Origin of the sequence: Chitinophaga tropicalis (assembly GCF_009758205.1) — a bacterium.
GTDB lineage: Bacteria > Bacteroidota > Bacteroidia > Chitinophagales > Chitinophagaceae > Chitinophaga > Chitinophaga tropicalis.
Window position 1 is genome coordinate 759951 of record NZ_WRXN01000001.1, and the last position, 14559, is coordinate 774509.

General features: G+C 46.8%; 16 protein-coding genes. 7 read left to right on the forward strand and 9 right to left on the reverse strand.

All coding sequences use genetic code 11. From position 1 onward, the window contains the following. The first annotated feature begins 236 nt into the window (after positions 1–236). The 5 genes from rplM to pyrH all read left to right on the forward strand — a co-directional run bounded on the left by rplM (position 237) and on the right by pyrH (position 4043). Positions 237–680 carry a 50S ribosomal protein L13 gene (gene rplM / locus GO493_RS03220; protein WP_157304663.1) on the forward strand — a complete coding sequence of 148 codons (444 nt, stop codon included), beginning with the start codon at positions 237–239 and terminating at the stop codon, positions 678–680. A 14-nt stretch (positions 681–694) separates the two neighbouring features. Beyond that, on the forward strand, positions 695–1084 hold the full coding sequence (gene rpsI, locus GO493_RS03225) for a 30S ribosomal protein S9 (RefSeq protein WP_157304664.1): 390 nt from the start codon (positions 695–697) through the stop codon (positions 1082–1084). Between the two features lie 74 nt (positions 1085–1158). Next, positions 1159–2187 (forward strand): 30S ribosomal protein S2, encoded by a 1029-nt coding sequence (rpsB, locus tag GO493_RS03230; protein ID WP_157304665.1) that lies wholly within the window; start codon positions 1159–1161, stop codon positions 2185–2187. A 124-nt stretch (positions 2188–2311) separates the two neighbouring features. Beyond that, positions 2312–3139: a translation elongation factor Ts gene (gene tsf / locus GO493_RS03235; RefSeq protein WP_157304666.1), complete on the forward strand. Its 828-nt coding sequence runs from the start codon at positions 2312–2314 to the stop codon at positions 3137–3139. Between the two features lie 190 nt (positions 3140–3329). Next, complete coding sequence (gene pyrH / locus GO493_RS03240; protein ID WP_157304667.1) at positions 3330–4043, forward strand: UMP kinase; 714 nt, start codon at positions 3330–3332, stop codon at positions 4041–4043. Positions 4044–4098: 55 nt separating this feature from the next. On the opposite strand, the gene GO493_RS03245 is transcribed toward pyrH, so the two are convergent. After that, positions 4099–5190: a DUF3298 and DUF4163 domain-containing protein gene (locus GO493_RS03245; protein ID WP_157304668.1), complete on the reverse strand. Its 1092-nt coding sequence runs from the start codon at positions 5188–5190 to the stop codon at positions 4099–4101. A 120-nt stretch (positions 5191–5310) separates the two neighbouring features. On the opposite strand from GO493_RS03245, the gene pdxH reads away from it, so the two are divergent. Beyond that, the gene (gene pdxH, locus GO493_RS03250) at positions 5311–5955 is read left to right on the forward strand and encodes a pyridoxamine 5'-phosphate oxidase (RefSeq protein WP_157304669.1); all 645 of its coding nucleotides are present in this window, start codon (positions 5311–5313) and stop codon (positions 5953–5955) included. A gap of 82 nt (positions 5956–6037) precedes the next feature. Here pdxH and GO493_RS31390 read toward each other — a convergent pair whose 3' ends face one another. The 6 genes from GO493_RS31390 to GO493_RS03280 all read right to left on the reverse strand — a co-directional run bounded on the left by GO493_RS31390 (position 6038) and on the right by GO493_RS03280 (position 11733). Continuing rightward, on the reverse strand, positions 6038–6154 hold the full coding sequence (locus GO493_RS31390) for a 30S ribosomal protein THX (protein WP_089829760.1): 117 nt from the start codon (positions 6152–6154) through the stop codon (positions 6038–6040). Positions 6155–6277: 123 nt separating this feature from the next. Then, a complete protein-coding gene (locus GO493_RS03260; protein ID WP_012788562.1) occupies positions 6278–6547 on the reverse strand; it encodes an HU family DNA-binding protein in 270 nt (89 codons plus the stop codon). Between the two features lie 306 nt (positions 6548–6853). Next, positions 6854–7156 (reverse strand): DUF4286 family protein, encoded by a 303-nt coding sequence (locus tag GO493_RS03265; protein WP_157304670.1) that lies wholly within the window; start codon positions 7154–7156, stop codon positions 6854–6856. A 16-nt stretch (positions 7157–7172) separates the two neighbouring features. Beyond that, positions 7173–7937, reverse strand: coding sequence for an exodeoxyribonuclease III (locus GO493_RS03270; protein ID WP_157304671.1), 765 nt, complete (start codon positions 7935–7937; stop codon positions 7173–7175). Between the two features lie 5 nt (positions 7938–7942). Then, a complete protein-coding gene (gene metH, locus GO493_RS03275; RefSeq protein WP_157304672.1) occupies positions 7943–10696 on the reverse strand; it encodes a methionine synthase in 2754 nt (917 codons plus the stop codon). Between the two features lie 20 nt (positions 10697–10716). Beyond that, positions 10717–11733, reverse strand: a complete 1017-nt coding sequence (locus tag GO493_RS03280) for a homocysteine S-methyltransferase family protein (protein WP_157304673.1) — start codon at positions 11731–11733, stop codon at positions 10717–10719. Positions 11734–11992: 259 nt separating this feature from the next. Here GO493_RS03280 and GO493_RS03285 point away from each other — a divergent pair, with 259 nt between their 5' ends. Beyond that, the gene (locus GO493_RS03285; RefSeq protein ID WP_157304674.1) at positions 11993–12196 is read left to right on the forward strand and encodes a hypothetical protein; all 204 of its coding nucleotides are present in this window, start codon (positions 11993–11995) and stop codon (positions 12194–12196) included. A gap of 167 nt (positions 12197–12363) precedes the next feature. Here the strand turns inward: GO493_RS03285 and recR are convergent, their stop codons facing one another. After that, positions 12364–12981, reverse strand: coding sequence for a recombination mediator RecR (gene recR, locus GO493_RS03290; protein WP_157304675.1), 618 nt, complete (start codon positions 12979–12981; stop codon positions 12364–12366). A 48-nt stretch (positions 12982–13029) separates the two neighbouring features. Continuing rightward, the gene (locus tag GO493_RS03295; RefSeq protein WP_157304676.1) at positions 13030–14517 is read right to left on the reverse strand and encodes an Ig-like domain-containing protein; all 1488 of its coding nucleotides are present in this window, start codon (positions 14515–14517) and stop codon (positions 13030–13032) included. Between the last annotated feature and the right edge of the window lie 42 nt (positions 14518–14559).

Genomic DNA, 14559 nt, shown 5'->3' on the forward strand with positions numbered 1-14559 from the left:
GCCGGCCGCAAGCCGGCCAGCTTTTTTTGCGCCGTTCTTTGTCATTGATTATCAGTGTTAAAAAGCATGTTAATAAGAAATTGTCAAAATTTTTATTGAAAATCAGCCAGTTATGAGGGTGTCTTGTAAAAAAGTATCTCGGAATGACTTTTTTTCAAAAGAAGTAATGTAGCTTTGCACTCCCAATCTTGTTTTGGGATGTTGTATCAAGACGTAAAATTTTATTGTATACTATAATGAATACTTTAAGCTTCAAGACTAAATCTGCCAATGACGCTACCGTAACGCGCGAATGGCATATTGTAGACGCTACCAACCTGACACTGGGAAGGATGAGCGCTAAGATTGCTGCCATTTTAAGGGGCAAGAATAAGCCTTACTACACTCCTCATACTGATTGTGGTGATTTTATCATCGTGATCAATGCTGAGAAGGTTCAGTTTACCGGCAACAAATGGAATGATAAGGAATACCTGACTTACTCCGGTTATCCTGGTGGTCAGAAAGCAGAAGTTGCCAAAGACCTGGTTCGCCGCAGGCCTGAGGTGATCATAGAAAGGGCTGTAAAAGGGATGTTGCCTAAGAACCGTCTGGGTCGTGCCATGTACAAGAAACTGTTTGTATATGCGGGCGCTGAGCATCCTCATGCTGCGCAGAAACCAAAATCCTTAACTTTCTAATTTTCTTCTGATACATGGAAAAGCAAAAAAATACAATTGGTCGTCGTAAAGAAGCGGTAGCCCGTGTTTATATCAGCAAGGGCACTGGTAACGTGACTGTGAACGACAAGGACTATAAAGAATATTTCGCGCTGGTATACCTGCAGAACCAGGTAGAACTGCCGCTGAAAACTATCGACGCACAGGATAAATTTGATATAAAGGTAAATGCTGCTGGTGGTGGTATCAAAGGCCAGGCTGAAGCTATAAAGCTGGGTATTGCACGTGCGCTGTGCGAGGTGAACATTGAGTTCCGTCCTGCACTGAAAGCAGCTGGTCTGCTGAAACGTGATCCCAGAAGTGTTGAACGTAAGAAACCAGGTAAACGTAAAGCAAGAAGGAGCTTCCAGTTCTCTAAACGCTAATCGTGATGAATGTATGCCGTTATTGGCGGTATGCAGATTATTAACATTGACCTTTTATAACAGAGCATAATAACATGGAAAATAATACCTCATTACAGCAGCAGTTACTGGAGGCAGGTGTACACTTCGGCCACCTGAAGAAAAAATGGAATCCGAAGATGCTGCCTTACATCTTCGCAGAAAAGAAAGGTATTCACATCATAGATCTGAACAAAACCGTTGAAGGATTACAGGACGCAGCTGCTGCCCTGAAATCTATCGCTAAGAGCGGTAAAAAGATCATGTTCGTAGCCACTAAAAAACAGGCTAAAGAAATAGTAGCAGAAGCTGCAAAACGCGTAAACATGCCTTACGTTACCGAAAGGTGGTTAGGTGGTATGCTGACCAACTTCGCAACTATCCGTAAGAGCGTTAAGAAAATGCAGAGCATTGAGAAAATGCTGACTGACGGTACTTTTGACAGCATCACCAAGAAAGAGCGTCTGACCCTGACCCGCGATAAAGAGAAAATGGAGAAAGTTCTGGGCGGTATCGCTCAGCTGGCCCGTGTTCCCGCAGCGCTGTTCCTGGTAGACATCAGCCACGAGCACATTGCTCTGGCAGAGGCTCGCCGTCTGGGTATCTCTACCTTCGGTATGGTTGATACCAACTCCGATCCTACCAAAGTAGACTTTGCAGTACCTGCAAACGACGATGCTACTAAATCTATCGCTATCGTGACCAACTACATTGCTGCTGCAATTGCTGAAGGTCTGGCTGAAAGAGCAAACGAAAAAACTGACGACGTAGTAGAAGAGGAAGAAGCTGAAAACCAGTCAATGAAATTTGAACTGGAAGGTGGTGATGACCGTGGTGAAAGAGGTCGCAGACCAGGTGGTCCTGGCCGTGGCGGTCCAGGCGGTGGTGCCGGTCGTGGTCCTGGTGGTGGCAACCGTCCTGGTGGCGGTGGTGGCAACCGTCCTGGCGGCGGCGGTGGAAACCGTCCGGGTGGCGGTGGTAACCGTCCAGGTGGCGGTGGCAACCGTCCAGGTGGTCCTGGTGGCGGACAACGTCGTCCTGCCGGTTCCGGCGGTGGCAACCGTCCAGGTGGCGGCGGAAGATAATTCCCGACATTGACATCCAATAATATCAATTGCGAATCGTGGACATCTATGATCTATGATTCGCAATTGAGCTTAGATAGTTGATAAACACAAATCTTAATCTATATTAAACTCATTATAAGTTATGGCAGCAACAATTACAGCAGCTGATGTGAATAAACTGCGTCAGCAAACTGGAGCAGGTATGATGGATTGCAGAAAGGCGCTGGTGGAAAGTGATGGCGATTTCGAAAAAGCAGTTGATTACCTGCGTAAAAAAGGACAGAAAGTAGCAGCCCTGCGTTCTGACCGCGAAACAAAAGAAGGTGTGATCATCGCTAAAACTGCAGCTGATGGTAAATCAGGCGTAGTACTGGCTTTAGGTTGCGAAACCGACTTCGTTGCCAAAAACGAAGACTTTATCAAATTTGCACAGTCTATCGTAGACCTGGCCCTGAGCACCGGCGTTAACACCCTGGAAGAACTCGGCGCAGCTGCCCTGGACGGCGCAACCGTAAATGATAAAGTGAATGATCAGGTAGCTAAAATAGGTGAGAAGATCACCCTCGCTAAATTCGAGAAGATCTCCGCCGGTTCAGTAACCGCTTACATCCACGGTAACTACCGCATGGGCGTACTGGTTGGTTTCTCTGCCCCCGCATCTGAAGAAGTAGGTAAAGATATCGCTATGCAGATCGCAGCTATGAACCCGATCGCAGTTGACGCTGACGGCGTACCTGCTGAGGTGGTAGCCCGTGAAAAAGAAATCGCTATCGAACAGATCAAAGCTGAAGGTAAACCAGCTGACATGGCTGAGAAAATTGCCGCAGGTAAGATCAATAAATTCTATAAAGACAACACCCTGTTACAACAGGCATTTGTAAAAGACGCTAACAAGTCTGTTGGAGATTACCTGAAATCAGTAAGCGCTGATCTTAAAGTAACAGGATTCAGCAGAATCGCATTAGGGTAATTCAATTACCTGCTTAAAAGGAGAGAACGAAAATTCTCTCCTTTTTTTGTGTCTTATCGGGAATGCATGCAAGCTAATTGAGCAAAAAAGACTCTCAGCGGGATAATCATACCGCGTTCCGCATTTTTTGTATCTTCGGGGCACTGTAAACTATTCTCTAACTACAATTTCACATCATTTTTCTATAGTCATGTTGCCAAAGTATAAGCGTATTTTACTCAAACTGAGCGGAGAATCCCTGATGGGCGAAGGTAATTATGGTATTGACCACCGGGTAATAACACAGTATGCATATGATATCAAAGCCGTAACAGACCTGGGCGTACAGGTAGCTGTTGTGATTGGCGGAGGTAATATCTACCGTGGTATGAACGAAGTTGAAACCGGTATTGAAAGAGCGCAGGGTGATTACATGGGGATGCTGGCAACAGTGATAAACGGAATGGCTATGCAGAGCGGTCTGGAAAAAGTAGGCCTCTATACACGCCTGCAATCTGCTATTAAAATGGAACAGATCGCAGAACCGTATATTCGCCGCCGTGCTATCAGACACCTGGAAAAAGGCCGTGTGGTGATCTTCGGCGCCGGTACAGGTAACCCTTACTTTACCACAGATACCGCCGCTTCCCTGCGCGCTATCGAAATTCAGGCAGATGTGATCCTGAAAGGTACCCGTGTAGATGGTATCTATACAGCAGACCCTGAAAAAGATCCTACCGCCACCCGCTTCGAAACTATCACCTTCTCCGAAGTATACCAGAAGTCTCTCAACGTAATGGATATGACAGCATTCACCCTCTGCCAGGAGAATAAGCTGCCTATCATCGTGTTTGACATGAACAGATCCGGTAACCTCCTGCAGGTTATCATGGGTAAGAATGTAGGTACCCTCGTAAAAGGATAAGATTATAAAAATAAAACCCGGCCAGCAGCCGGGTTTTATTTTTATAGAAACACTGTTATTTCTTCAGGACTGACTCAATATCCTTAAACGGAATAAACAAAGTAACCTGCCCCATTGCATACGGCCCTATCTCATAAGGAGTATAACTGAACGCCACACCCTTGTCTGTGATCAGGAAATTATTATTGGGAGATATTTCCTTTTCAAGCAGTATGGACGATAACGGCCTTTCCGGCTCCAGCTTATAGATCCTGCGGAACGCTTTCTCCAGTTCAGGTACCAGCACTTTTTTATAATCTGCCCTGAATACATCGTCCAGCGTCAGGATCTTCTTCTTTTCCAGGTCCAGCACCTGGTATTGCGCGCCATAATTACCATGTGCGCCACCGGTATATTCATAGCTGAAATATTCAAACACCAGCAAAGGGTAACGGTTCCATACTACTTTCATATCTGCATCGGCAGACCAGCTGGCTGTTGCCGGGATGCCTTCCGTAGTGTCCAGGTCTCTTGCCGTTGTTTTATAGGTAACCAGGAAAGAATCAATATCACGCTTTACAAAACCAGCTACATCAGCTACCTGTCTGCCACCGGAAATGCTTTTCTTAATAAAGTCTGCAACAGAGGGCTCTGTAGCTGCCGCAGGCCATACAATACAGTTGCTGGCCTCTCCTATAGGAGTATTCGGATTGCCAGGCAGCAGGTTAACAGAATCTACACTGTAATACACATCAAGCGGAGTGGCCTCTGCAAAGTCAGGTTGCAGGGTAAATTCATAAGTAGTACCCTTGCCCCTCCATTTACCTTTAAAGACACCTGCACTGTCCAGACGGCCCTTAAATGTCCTTTCTTCAGTGGGATCAGTATTTTCATACAGCACGATCTCATCATCGTCAGGATTGCCCCATACCATAATAGGCTCACCCACGTTGTCATACACATAATAACCTTTGAATAACAGCGGACCGGATTTGATCAGCTGCATGGTAATATGTTCATTACCGATAGTGCCCTTTAGCTGAAGATAGTAATAGGGAGTGGTTTTCAGGTCTGTTACATGTGTAGTAGCTGAAGGCTTATTGCCGCGTTTGCTGCCGCAGGATGCCAGTACACAACAGGTAACAGCAAGGAGTAGAATGCGTCTCATGCGGTAAAAATAATGAATATTGATCTGTTATCCTGACCACTGTCATCCTTATTTGTGTACCTGGCTGTCCTTCCGCAGTACCGTATTTCTGTATCTTTGCGGCTAGTAAAATATAGGCCCATGTTGAATAAACAAGTTGCAGACCTCCGTAAAGACTATCGTCTGGCCTCACTGGACGAGCAGGAGGTTGCACAAGATCCCTTCGCGCAATTTGAACACTGGTGGAAAGATGCCACTACAAGTGAACTGGATGAACCCAATGCAATGACACTGGCCACCAGTACCCCTGACGGGTATCCATCTGCCCGTATTGTGCTGCTGAAAACATTCAGCACGGACGGTTTTATCTTTTTCACGAATTATGAAAGCCGCAAGGCTGTTGAGATGGCCGCTAACCCCAAAGTATCGTTACTGTTCTTCTGGCGTGAGCTGGAAAGGCAGGTACGTATAGACGGAATAGTTAGTAAAACAGCTGCAGATATCAGCGATGAATATTATAACAGCCGCCCGCTGGGAAGCCGTATCAGCGCTATTGTTTCCCCGCAAAGCCGGGTAGTGCCCCATCGTACTTTCCTGGAAGAACAGGTAAGGATACTGGCTGAAAAATATGTGCTGGAAGCGCCTAAACGTCCTGATTACTGGGGTGGATATGTGGTAAAGCCTGAGAGAGTGGAATTCTGGCAGGGCAGAAGTAACCGCCTGCATGACCGTATATTGTACCGGAAGGAAGAAGAGAGCTGGAAGATAGAGCGCCTGGCGCCCTGATGGCCTTTTAATAAGCAGGAACCGGGATTAAGAACAGGCCATATCTGGCCCCCTTCTTAATTCCGGGTTCCTGGTAAATAATTTAAGCTTTTTTTTCAGCCTTAGCAGCAGCAGCTTTCTTAGGTTTGGCAGGTCTTGACTTGCCGAAAGAACCATTGGAAATCTTGCCTTTTTTGGTTTTGATATCACCTCTACCCATTGTTGAACAGTTTGATGTTTATTATTTAATATTTGCCCGCAAATTACGGAATAGCGGGGGTTAAATGCAAAAAAAAAGCAAGAAACAGAAGTGTTCCTTGCTTGAATAAGTTAAGCTAACAGATTAAAGCTTGTCGGACAGAGCCTTACCAGCTTTGAATTTAGCAACTTTCTTAGCTTTGATCTTGATGATCTGGCCAGTCTGTGGGTTTCTACCGTTACGAGCAGCACGTTTAGAAACAGAGAAAGTACCGAAACCTACTAAGGTTACTTTACCACCTTTTTTCAGGGTATCAGCAACAGCTTTAGTGAAAGAATCCAGTGCTTCGTTAGCTTGGGTTTTAGTGATACCGGCATCTTTTGCCAGCTTGTCGATTAATTCGGCTTTGTTCATAGCTAGTAAGATTTAACTAGTGAATAAAATGTTTGATGTGAGCAAATATAGCGCGTTTTATCAGATTACCAAATTTTTTGAATCTTTTTTCAACAAAAAACTATCGGCTGAAAACGCCTACAGGTAACGGTTACAGCAGATTGACATTTGATACATGAATATAGGGGGTAAACCCTGTATGCGTTGAAATGCCCTGCTATAGCCTGTTTGCTGCACTCATTGATATAAACGGAGGTATGTTTCAAGTATTGTACCAAAGTCTGAATGCCCTGTAAACAGTGGATTTCATGTGGATAAGTTTAGCGCTTATACCACCTGCATGACTGTCCGGAAAGACACAAACTGGTCTCCAAAGAGGTTATAAGAAGCCTGCCGGAAGCCCGCTGCATGCTCTTCCAGGTAGGTCTGATAGTTCTCCAGCGTGTCAGTAAAGTACTGTATCGTATAGGTAGGACCCTCTGTTTCCTCCTGTTCAAGCAGCCTGCAGATGCGGAAATCATGGAAAAGCCCCGTGCCCATAATAGCCGGTATATGCTCTTCTTTCATCCACCGGAGCCACCTTTCATTGATATGGTGGGCCACCTTGGTAGTTACATTATAGATGATCATAAGGCTGAAATATGCTTTAGGAGCCCAGGTGAAGGAATACAGGGCAATGGTCTGAATGCTTTACCTGCTGCCAGATCTGGGCATCTTTCAGCCTTTCCTGCAGGGGAGAGGTAACGTTTATGTAGTCTATCCGCCATCCTTTATTATTGTTCCGGGCATTGGCGCGGAAGCTCCACCAGCTGTACTGATGCGGTTCCGGATGATAATGCCGGAAAGTATCCACAAAGCCGTTGCTGAAGAGCTTGTCCATCCAGGCCCTTTCTTCAGGCAGGAAACCAGTGGAGTTTTTATTGCCTACAGGATCATGAATATCTATAGCCTTATGGCAGATATTGTAATCTCCGCATACAATAATATTAGGGCGGGTAACTTTCAGCTGCTCCAGGTAATTGAAGAACTCATCCAGCCACTGGTATTTATAGGTCTGCCTGTCGTCTCCGCTGGTGCCGGAAGGGATGTATACATTGATCAGGGTGATATCGCCAAAATCAAGGCGTATAACGCGTCCTTCGGCATCGCTTTGCATATGACCGTTGCCATACTGTACATTGTCCGGCTTTATTTTGGTAAGCACGGCAACACCGCTGTAGCCTTTTTTCTGGGCGGGGTACCAGTAATGCTCAAACCCCAGGGCTTCAAACTGCTGGTAGTCTACATTGTCTTTATGGGCTTTGATCTCCTGCAGGCAGATAATATCGGCAGGGTCAGACTGCAGCCATTCGGTAAAACCTTTGGTCATTGCGGAACGCAGACCGTTTACATTATAGGAAACTATTCTCATGGTAATTACATGTCATATTCCAGTACAGGACGGAGCCATTTTTCGGCTTCTTCCACAGTCCATCCCTTACGGGTGGCATAGTCTTCCACCTGGTCTTTCTCGATCTTTCCCAGGCCAAAGTATTTGGCCTCAGGATGGGCAAAATACCAGCCGCTTACGCTGGAGGCAGGGAACATAGCCAGAGACTCCGTCAGGATGATCCCGGTGGCATTGGTAGCGTCCAGCATATCGAACAGCTTGTATTTCTCTGTATGTTCAGGACATGCAGGATATCCCGGGGCGGGGCGTATACCCGAATATTCCTCTTTTATCAGTTCCTCATTACCAAGGTGCTCGTCGGCAGCATATCCCCAGAACTCGGTCCGGACACGCTTGTGCATCAGTTCGGCAAAAGCCTCCACCAGCCTGTCTGCAAGGGCTTTCAGCATAATGCTGCTATAGTCGTCATGATCTGTCTTAAATTTCTCCAGCCACACCTCTATGTCGCCGCCGGTAGTTACGGCAAAGGCGCCCATATAGTCCTGCAGGCCTGATTCTGCCGGGGCAATGAAATCTGCCAGGGAGAAGTTAGGCTGCCCGGGAGCTTTTTTCAGCTGCTGACGCAGGCATTCCAGGTTTACAGGGCCTGTGCCGGGTTGAGGAGACATAACAGTGATAGTATCGTCAGCAGTCCTGTTAGCAGGGAACAGGCCTATTACGGCATTGGCGGTAAGCCATTTCTCGGCTACAATACGCTTCAGCATTACTTTTGCGTCTTCATACAACCGGGTGGCTTCCACACCTACTACTTCGTCTGTCAGTATCTGAGGGAATTTGCCATGCAGCTCCCACGAAATGAAGAATGGCTGCCAGTCTATATATTCAGCTATTTCCGCAAGGTCATAGTTCTGGAATACTTTGGTACCAAGCATCCGCGGCTTTACAGGTGTGAAGTTGCTCCACTCTGTAATAGCCTTGTTCTTCCGGGCTTCTGCAATAGGCAGGTATTGTTTTACCGGTTTTTTATTCCGGAAGTTCTCATTCAGTTTCTGGTATTCCTGCGTTACTTCCTGCAGGAAATTCTTTCTGAGCGCCTTGTTCAGCAGGCTGCCGGTTACCGTTACACTGCGGGAGGCGTCCAGCACGTGAATAACGCCATGTTCATATTCCGGCGCTATCTTCACCGCTGTATGGGTACGTGAGGTAGTAGCGCCGCCAATCATAAGCGGAACGTCAAAGTTCTGGCGTTTCATTTCACGGGCCACATGCACCATTTCATCCAGGCTGGGAGTGATCAGGCCGCTGAGGCCTATAATATCTACCTGTTCCTGGCGGGCTGTCTGCAGTATCTTTTCTGCCGGCACCATCACGCCCATATCTATAATATCATAACCATTACAGCCCAATACTACGCCTACTATGTTCTTGCCGATGTCGTGCACGTCCCCTTTTACAGTGGCCAGCAGTATCTTTCCGGCAGATTTTACCACGCCGCCGTTCAGTGCCACCAGCTGTTTTTTCTCTTCCTCTATATATGGAGTAAGTACTGCTACTGATTTCTTCATTACACGGGCGCTTTTCACCACCTGTGGCAAGAACATCTTACCGCTGCCAAACAGGTCGCCCACGATGTTCATACCGTCCATCAGAGGCCCTTCTATCACGTCCAGCGGACGGGGATATTTCTGGCGGGCTTCTTCCGTATCTGCATCAATATAGTCTGTGATACCGTTCACCAGGGCATGGCTGAGCCTTTCTTCCACTGAGCCCAGGCGCCAGGTTTCGTCTTTTTCTATCACTTTGCCTTTGGCCTTCACTGTTTCTGCAAAGGCAATGAGGCGTTCTGTGGCGTCTTCCCTGCGGTTCAGGATAGCATCGTCACAGAGCTCGCGGAGCTGTGGCTCTATTTCATCATAGATCTGCAGCATACCGGCATTTACGATACCCATGTTCATACCGGCTTTGATGGCATAGTACAGGAACACGGAGTGCATGGCTTCACGCACAACATCGTTACCGCGGAAAGAGAAGGAGATATTACTTACACCCCCGCTCACGCTGGTAAGCGGCATCAGTTCCTTGATACGGCGGGTGGCGTTGATGAAGTCCACAGCATAGTTATTATGCTCTTCAATACCTGTGGCAATGGCAAAGATGTTGGGGTCAAAGATGATATCCTGCGGGTCAAAGCCTACTACTTCTGTGAGTATCCTGTAGGACCGGTGACAGAAGCTCACCTTCTTTTCTTCCGTATCTGCCTGGCCATATTCATCGAAGGCCATTACAACCACGGCTGCGCCGAAGTTCTTGCAGATCCTGGCCTGTTCAATGAATTTGGCTTCTCCTTCCTTTAAGCTGATGGAGTTGACAATACATTTACCCTGCAGGCATTTGAGGCCGGCCTCTATAATGCTGAACTTACTGGAATCTATCATTACCGGTATCTTGGAGATATCCGGCTCTGCTGCCAGGAGGTTCAGGAAAGTGGTCATTGCTTTTTCCCCGTCCAGCAGGGCATCGTCCATATTCACGTCAAGCACCTGTGCGCCGCTCTCCACCTGCTGGCGGGCTACAGACAGGGCCTCTTCATATTGTCCTTCACGGATCAGGCGGGCAAATTTCTTTGAACCGGTAACGTTGGTACGTTCACCGATGTTAATAAAATTGGTCTCAGGCCTTACCACCAGTGGTTCCAGACCACTGAGGCGCAGAAATGGCCTGATCACTTTTTTATTGTCCTTTCCCTGTATAACTTCTTCGGAAGTGAATGTATCGCTCATTTGTGTTGCTGTAGGAATTATTACGCAAGTTCATTTACCAGTTCGGGTACATGTCTCGGAGAGAGCTTGCTCACATGTTCGGCAATATGGCGGATATGGTCAGGCGTGGTGCCGCAGCATCCGCCTACTATATTAACAAAGCCCTCTTTGGCAAAGTCTTCGATGATATGCGCCGTTTCGTCCGGAGTTTCATCGTATTCGCCAAAAGCGTTCGGAAGACCGGCATTGGGGTAGCAGCTTACATTGCAGGCTGCTATCTGTGACAGCTCCTCTATATAAGGACGCATCTGGTTGCCGCCAAGCGCACAGTTCAGGCCAACAGAGAACGGTTTTACGTGCATCACGGAAATATAGAAGGCTTCCAGTGTCTGCCCGCTGAGGGTCCTGCCGGAGGCGTCTGTAATAGTTCCGGATATCATGACCGGCAGCTCAGGCTGGTTAATGTCCTGGAAGTATTTCCTGATAGCAAAGATGGCTGCCTTACAGTTCAGCGTATCAAAGATGGTTTCTACCAGCAGGATGTCTACCCCGCCTTCATGCAGCCCTTTGATCTGCTCATAGTAAGCATCTACTACTTCGTCGAAACTAACAGAACGGAAGCCCGGATTGTTCACATCAGGAGAAAGGGACAGCGTTTTGTTGAGCGGGCCGATAGCGCCGGCTACAAATCTTGGCTTGTCCGGGTTCTTCTGTGTATAATCCTGTGCAGCTTTCTTTGCAATACGGGCAGCAGCTACATTCATTTCAAATGCCAGTGACTGCATATCATAGTCCGCCATAGCAATAACAGTACTGCTGAAGGTATTGGTCTCGATAATATCGGCGCCCGCCTCCAGGTATTCTCTATGTATGGCTTCGATGATCTGGGGTTGCGTAAGACAGAGCAGGTCATTATTTCCTTTAACATCCATGTGATAATCCTTAAAGCGGTCACCCCTGTAGTCCGCTTCCTCCAGCTTATAGCGCTGGATCATGGTACCCATAGCTCCATCAATGATCAGAATGCGCTCTTTAGCGCACTGGGATAATGATTTCATAATAGTTGATGCGTTTATTAGTTACGTTTAAAAATTACCGGAGGCCGAACAATAAACAAATCCACCTCCGACATGACGTACAAAGGTACTTAATAATTGTGCAAAAAATTTTGTTTGCTTATAAAAGTCTACTATATTTGTAGGGTAGTAACAAAAAGGCACCATTAATTAAGTAATTGCCATGCAAAATCATCACTAACCGGCCACTACCACCATTAACCTGTTAGTTTACTTAACCTGCTTAAAACTTCAGATAATTATGAGTATTTCAAGGCATGTGAGAAGCTTGCAGCAACACCTTGCGCAGTATGGATTATACCAGGTACCGGCAGCCGCCGGCGATGACGCTTCAGAAGTATTTAAGATCTGCTTCCTGAACAAGTACGAGATGGAACGGTGGCGGGAACTGAGGGAGAGTGAGGAACAGCAGGAGAAGCAGGAGGCTGATACAGTAAAAAAATAAGAGACCAACCATATACATATTTTCATAACGTGGAATTACAGGTTAAACACACACGGGTGTTATTCAGCACCCGTATTTTTTTTACATCATCAGTTTAAATAACCCTCTCAAAAAGAAAGCGGTGCTGCCTCAGGCAACACCGCTTTCTTTATTTATATCAACTTATATTATTTCTGTACGTAGCTTTCCAGTGGCAGCCTGTTTGAGATAGATCTTGCCAGCGTCATCTCATCCGCATATTCCAGCTCTCCGCCAAAAGCAATGCCCCTGGCTATAGTAGTGATCTTCACAGGAAAATCTTTAAGCTTTTTAGAGAGGTAATAGATAGTGGTATCTCCTTCAATAGTAGGGCTCAGCGCCATAATGATCTCTTCTATCCCTGTCTGCTGCACCCTTTCCACCAGGGTATGAATATTTAACTGATCCGGGCCTACGCCGTCAATAGGAGAGATGATGCCTCCCAGAACATGATAAACTCCGTTAAACTGCTGGGTATTTTCAATAGCCATTACATCCCGGATATTCTCTACCACACATACCAGCGCCTTATTCCGGGATAGGCTGCTGCATATGCTGCAAACCTCCTGGTCAGATACATTATGACATACCTTACAGAATTTGATCTGGTCCCGCATGCGGGTCACCACGTCACCAAACAGCTTTACCTGGGCGGGGTCTTGTTTTAGCAGATGGAGGACCAGGCGTAGCGCTGTTTTTTTGCCAATGCCCGGCAGCCTCGCAAATTCATTAACAGCATTTTCTATCAGGGCGGAAGAAAAAATCATAATACAAAATTACTAAAAGAAGGGCAGCACAGTACTCTTGCCTGCACACTATAACGTAAGCGGGATCTTTACACCCCAGTTGGCTTTGATATTCTGCTTTTTCGGAAAGCTCACCACTCTCTCCGGCTGCTTTTTAGGCGAACCATAATATACGCCCCGGTCCCATTTACCATTGTTATTCCTGTCCATCAGTATCCAGACCTCATATTCTCCCGGGGTGATCCGCTTCTGGATCCAGGTACCGTTCACTACTTTGCCATGATACTTGATCTCCTTGTCTTTCACCAGTTCAGCAACATAGTGCATAGTATCGCTTACGGCGGCCTTGGTACTGTCGCTCAGCTGTAAGGTCAGCATTACCCTGCCATAGTCAGATTCCTTCTTGGCAGAGAAGCTCACAGTATCGGCTTTAGCCAGCTGTACGCCGTTGGTATCTGTGACGGATGTCATAGGCAGGATCAGGCGGTAGGGCTTGCCTTCCTTCCAGTCATACGAGATAGATAATTTAGTGCGTGTAGAGTCAAAAGATGCTGTGAAAGGTATTTTTTTATAGAGGGTATCTTCTGTAAGCAGGAAAGCGGTGCTATCCATTGTCCTGATGGGCTTGCTAAAGCTCAGCAACAGAGGCTGTCCAAGCTCCTGGCGGTTGTCAGGCATATTAACGGCTACAATGGGATGGCGTTTCTTCTTTTTCTCATCCTCCTCTTTTTCTTTTTTGGTCTTGGTATCTTCCTGCGGTTCCTGCTGTGGAGGAGGTTCCTGTGCAAGCTCATCCGGCTTTTTGATGGTACTGTCAGTTTCCATGAAAAGCAGCATGGTCAGGTCATGGAGGTTCTGATCACGCAGGTGTATAAGACTGTCGTTGAAGGCTATCAGCTCTTTAGGCTGAGTGTACTGCAGGTCCCGGTCTTCTTCCTTCAGGGCAAAGATCTTATAGTTGCCGGGAGCCATATTCCTGAACCAGAAGCTTCCATCTCCCCGGGAACGGGCAAAGTAAACCGGCTTTTCTTTAGATACCACAGAATCGATGTCTTTACGGTAGATCATGACAGACACGTTACTATCCGGCTTACCGGATTCCGCATCGATAATATAGCCTCTTACCTGCAGGGAATCGAGATAGTCGCCGGTAGATACAACATACTGGAAGTCCTGGATAGGGTTGCTTTCATTGTTGTCCCGGATGGCGTCAGAGAAATTGAAAGTATAGGTGGTATTGGCTTCAAGGGTATCCTTGATAACCATTGTCACGGTTTTGAGCTTGGAAGTGACCGTAGGCGTACGTTTGAGGGTAGGAGATACGATCAGTTTCTCGAAGATGTTATCTATCTGCACATATTCATTAAAGGTGAACACTACTTTGTGACTGTTGAAGTGCAGGGTAGAATCGGGGATGGAAGCCCCGGTAAGCCGTGGAGGCAAAGTATCTTTGGGTCCGCCGCTGGGAGGAACGATGTTGGCACAGCGGGAAAATAAAAGGATACAAGCGTTTATCACTATCAGCCAGATTGCCCAGCCACGGAAGTTCTGATTCATTTTTTTCGTATTAGGCCAAAAACCGGTTCCAAAGATCAAATT

What these genes read in the sequence shown, in the direction of transcription:
- GO493_RS03265 (WP_157304670.1), bottom strand. Translation starts at nt 7,156, where the DNA reads ATGATCATCTATAATGTAACTACCAAGGTGGCCCACCATATCAATGAA.
- pyrH (WP_157304667.1), top strand. Translation starts at nt 3,330, where the DNA reads ATGTTGCCAAAGTATAAGCGTATTTTACTCAAACTGAGCGGAGAATCC.
- GO493_RS03285 (WP_157304674.1), top strand. Translation starts at nt 11,993, where the DNA reads ATGAGTATTTCAAGGCATGTGAGAAGCTTGCAGCAACACCTTGCGCAG.
- GO493_RS03295 (WP_157304676.1), bottom strand. Translation starts at nt 14,517, where the DNA reads ATGAATCAGAACTTCCGTGGCTGGGCAATCTGGCTGATAGTGATAAAC.
- tsf (WP_157304666.1), top strand. Translation starts at nt 2,312, where the DNA reads ATGGCAGCAACAATTACAGCAGCTGATGTGAATAAACTGCGTCAGCAA.
- GO493_RS03270 (WP_157304671.1), bottom strand. Translation starts at nt 7,937, where the DNA reads ATGAGAATAGTTTCCTATAATGTAAACGGTCTGCGTTCCGCAATGACC.
- rplM (WP_157304663.1), top strand. Translation starts at nt 237, where the DNA reads ATGAATACTTTAAGCTTCAAGACTAAATCTGCCAATGACGCTACCGTA.
- rpsB (WP_157304665.1), top strand. Translation starts at nt 1,159, where the DNA reads ATGGAAAATAATACCTCATTACAGCAGCAGTTACTGGAGGCAGGTGTA.
- GO493_RS03260 (WP_012788562.1), bottom strand. Translation starts at nt 6,547, where the DNA reads ATGAACAAAGCCGAATTAATCGACAAGCTGGCAAAAGATGCCGGTATC.
- GO493_RS03280 (WP_157304673.1), bottom strand. Translation starts at nt 11,733, where the DNA reads ATGAAATCATTATCCCAGTGCGCTAAAGAGCGCATTCTGATCATTGAT.
- GO493_RS31390 (WP_089829760.1), bottom strand. Translation starts at nt 6,154, where the DNA reads ATGGGTAGAGGTGATATCAAAACCAAAAAAGGCAAGATTTCCAATGGT.
- metH (WP_157304672.1), bottom strand. Translation starts at nt 10,696, where the DNA reads ATGAGCGATACATTCACTTCCGAAGAAGTTATACAGGGAAAGGACAAT.
- recR (WP_157304675.1), bottom strand. Translation starts at nt 12,981, where the DNA reads ATGATTTTTTCTTCCGCCCTGATAGAAAATGCTGTTAATGAATTTGCG.
- pdxH (WP_157304669.1), top strand. Translation starts at nt 5,311, where the DNA reads ATGTTGAATAAACAAGTTGCAGACCTCCGTAAAGACTATCGTCTGGCC.
- rpsI (WP_157304664.1), top strand. Translation starts at nt 695, where the DNA reads ATGGAAAAGCAAAAAAATACAATTGGTCGTCGTAAAGAAGCGGTAGCC.
- GO493_RS03245 (WP_157304668.1), bottom strand. Translation starts at nt 5,190, where the DNA reads ATGAGACGCATTCTACTCCTTGCTGTTACCTGTTGTGTACTGGCATCC.